4 protein-coding genes and 1 pseudogene are annotated in these 3,093 nt (G+C 68.0%); all 5 read left to right on the top strand.

The window, feature by feature from the left end:
- On the top strand, positions 1-1,464 hold a 1,464-nt coding region (locus CSW58_RS11345), incomplete at its 5' end, for a xanthine dehydrogenase family protein molybdopterin-binding subunit (RefSeq protein ID WP_099447361.1).
- 59 nt (positions 1,465-1,523) lie between these two features.
- Positions 1,524-1,706 (top strand): annotated as a pseudogene (locus CSW58_RS15815) (helix-turn-helix transcriptional regulator); the annotation flags it as partial.
- Between the two features lie 121 nt (positions 1,707-1,827).
- On the top strand, positions 1,828-2,121 hold the full coding sequence (locus tag CSW58_RS11355; protein ID WP_201721652.1) for a hypothetical protein: 294 nt from the start codon (positions 1,828-1,830) through the stop codon (positions 2,119-2,121).
- On the top strand, positions 2,112-2,570 hold the full coding sequence (locus CSW58_RS14410) for a hypothetical protein (RefSeq protein ID WP_236627791.1): 459 nt from the start codon (positions 2,112-2,114) through the stop codon (positions 2,568-2,570). The genes CSW58_RS11355 and CSW58_RS14410 overlap by 10 nt, the downstream gene beginning before the upstream one ends.
- On the top strand, positions 2,549-2,761 hold the full coding sequence (locus CSW58_RS14415; protein WP_201721650.1) for a hypothetical protein: 213 nt from the start codon (positions 2,549-2,551) through the stop codon (positions 2,759-2,761). The genes CSW58_RS14410 and CSW58_RS14415 overlap by 22 nt, the downstream gene beginning before the upstream one ends.
- Positions 2,762-3,093: the final 332 nt, after the last annotated feature.

Here is a 3,093-nt window from a genome sequence, read left to right on the forward strand (position 1 = left end):
CGCGCTGTGGTTAAAAGCTTCGACGCCGCCGAGGCCCGGAAGGTTCCGGGCGTGGTCGAGATCTATGAGATCCCGACCGGGGTCGCTGTCGTCGCCGACAGCACCTATGCCGCGCGCATGGGCCGCGAGGCGCTGAAGGTCGAATGGAACGAGGACAAGGCCGAGAAGCGCGGCTCCAAGGCGCTGGCTGACCACTATCGCGACATCGCCGCCGGCAAGGGTCCGGCCGATCTGAAGTGGGAAGCCTTCGACTCCAAGGGCGACGCCGCGGCGGCCTCGGCCGGCAAGGACGCCTTCGAGACCACCTACCACTTCCCCTATCTGGCCCACGCGACGATGGAGCCGATGAACTGCGTCGCCCAGGTCGACGGCAACAAGGTCAAGCTGACCTTCGGCTCGCAAGGCCCGACCCTGGACCAGCTGAACGCCGCCAAGATCGTCGGGACCCTGCCGGGCTCGGTCGAGATCGAGACCCTGTTCGCGGGCGGCTCGTTCGGCCGGCGCGCCACCTTCCAGTCGGACTATTCGGCCGAGTGCGTGCAGATCGCCAAGAAGGTCGGCAAGGGTCGTCCGGTGAAGCTGGTCTGGACGCGCGAGGACGACATGCGCGCCGGCTACTACCGGCCCATGGTGCACCACGCCGTGCGCGTGACGCTCGACAAGGACGGCTATCCGGCCACCTGGCGTCACCGCATCGTCGGCCAGTCGGTCATGAAGGGCTCGCCGATGCCCACCAAGGGCGTTGACACCTCGGCCGTCGAGGGAGCCATGGGCTCGCCCTATCTGAAGGCCACCCCGATCGTCGACGCTCAGGTCGCCCTGCCCGACGCCGGTGTGCCGGTCCTGTGGTGGCGTTCGGTGGGGGCGACCCACACCGCCTTCGCCATGGAGCACACCATCGACCAGCTGGCCCGCAAGGCCGGCAAGGATCCGGTCGACTACCGCCGGGCGCTCTACACCAAGGCCGGCGCCCAGCGTCATCTGGATGCGCTCAATCTCGCCGTCGAGAAGGCCGGGCCCAAGGTTACGACGGGCTATACGCGCGGCGTGGCCGTTCACGAAAGCTTCGGCTCGGTGGTCGCCCAGGTCGCCGAGGTCAAGCTTGTGGACGGCGCGCCCCGAGTCGGGCGCGTGGTCACCGCCATCGACTGCGGCATCGCCATTTCGCCTGACCAGGTCGCGGCCCAGATGGAAGGTGGCACCTGCTACGGGCTGTCGGCGGCTCTCTTCGGCGAAGTGACCCTGACCGAGGGGGTCGTTGATCAGAGCAATTTCGACACCTATCGCGTGCTGCGTTTCAACGAGGCGCCGACCGTTGAGGTTCACATCGTGCCGTCGAACAATCCCCCGAGCGGGGTCGGCGAGCCCGGCACGCCGGTGATTGGCCCGGCGGTGGCCAATGCCCTGCTGGCCCTGTCGAACCAGTCCACGACCCGACTGCCCTTCTCGGCCGCCACGGCCTAACCGCGTCAGTAACCGATAGTATCAGGACGGACGCCGAACCCCGGCGTTCATGAGTCGGCATGGTCGAGCCCGTCAGTGTTTCCGTCTTTGACAAGCTCACGCCTCGGGAGCGCGAGATCCTGCGCCTGGTCGCCGGCCACATGCAGTCCAAGGAAATCGCGCGCCACCTGGACCTGTCGCCCAAGACGGTCGAGATGCATGTGCTCAGCGCCCGTCGTCGCCTGGGCGGGGTAAGCCGGCGAGACGCCGCCCTGGCCTTCGTCGCCTGGGAGGCGGACCCCGGCAATGACTACCGTAGGCAACCGTCCGCCATGGCTGTGGGTGACGACCTCGGCTCCTCTGATCCCCATAATGGGGGTTCCGATGAACGACAACGACAACCAGACCTCCCGGGAGGCCACGGGCTTCTTCGTGGCGACCTGGCGGACGCTGGAGGACAGCCTTCTGACTCTGGCGGCCACGCCGGAGCGGGCCGAGCTGGTGGGCGAGACCATCTGGTCGCTGCGCAAGGCGCAGAACGAGGGCGTCTCCGGGACGGACCTGACTCTGAGGACGCTGGCGGCGATCGCTTTCCTGACCGACGCCGCGCCCCTCACCCAGGACATCGTGATGGGGACTGGCGTTACCGGCTCAACACCCTCCAGTGGTTGGGCATGATCGTCGGCATCGCCATCGGCGCGGCCGTCCTGTTGGGCGGCACGATCATGGTGGCGCACGAATTCATGTTCATTCTGGACCGGGTCAGGACCAATGCGCCCGTGGCGCGTGACAGCGTGAAGGCCCCCACGCCGCCGCGCCCGCGACGCGCCCTCGCGGCCCGCTCTATTAGGGCGAAAGGCGCGATGGAAAATCATCTGATCCATCTGGCCCAGCTGTTCGCCGCCCTGGTCTGCGGTCTGGCCCTATGGCGGGGCGACAGGCCGGCGCGATTGGTCGGCCTGGCCTATGGCACCGGCTTCGCCATCGCCCTCCTGGCCTTCAATGGCGCCGGACGGATGTCGAGGTCCTGCCGTTCCTGCTCGATGCGACGATCCTGGCGGTGTTTGTCTGGGTGTCGCTGCGCTGGAGGCGTGTCTGGATCGCCGTGGCGGCCGCCTGCCTGCTGATGGCCACGGTCGCCCATGCGGCGGCCCTGATGGACCTGCGCATCGCCCTCAACACGATCATCATGAACCCAGAATATCTGGAACATGGGCGCCGTCTTCGCCCTGCTGTGGGGCGCGGTCTGGGGATCGCCCCGGCCTGGCCCATTATCATCCCGCCTGGCGGCCTGAGCACCCCGATGGTGGCCGCCTGATGCCCGCCCAGCTGATCCCCAAGGCGATGACCGTCCTGGCCGTTCTGGTCTGTCTCGCCGCGCTCTGGCGGGGCGACCGACCGACCCGGCTGATCGCCGGCCTGTTCCTGTTCGGTTGGTTTTCTGACGCCGCTGGCGCGAGAGGCCGGCGGGCTGGTCTTGGTGCTGGGGCTCGACCTGGCCGCCCTGGCGGTGATGGTCGGGATCTCTCTGCACTGGCGGCGCCTGTGGATCGCGACGGCGGCGGCCTGCCAGCTGATCGCCGCATCCTCGCACGTGGCCCGCCTGCTCGACCCCAGCCTGTCAGGCTATGTCTATATCACCAGCCTGGG

This window comes from Caulobacter sp. B11, assembly GCF_002737765.1.
In the GTDB taxonomy this organism is placed as follows: domain Bacteria; phylum Pseudomonadota; class Alphaproteobacteria; order Caulobacterales; family Caulobacteraceae; genus Caulobacter.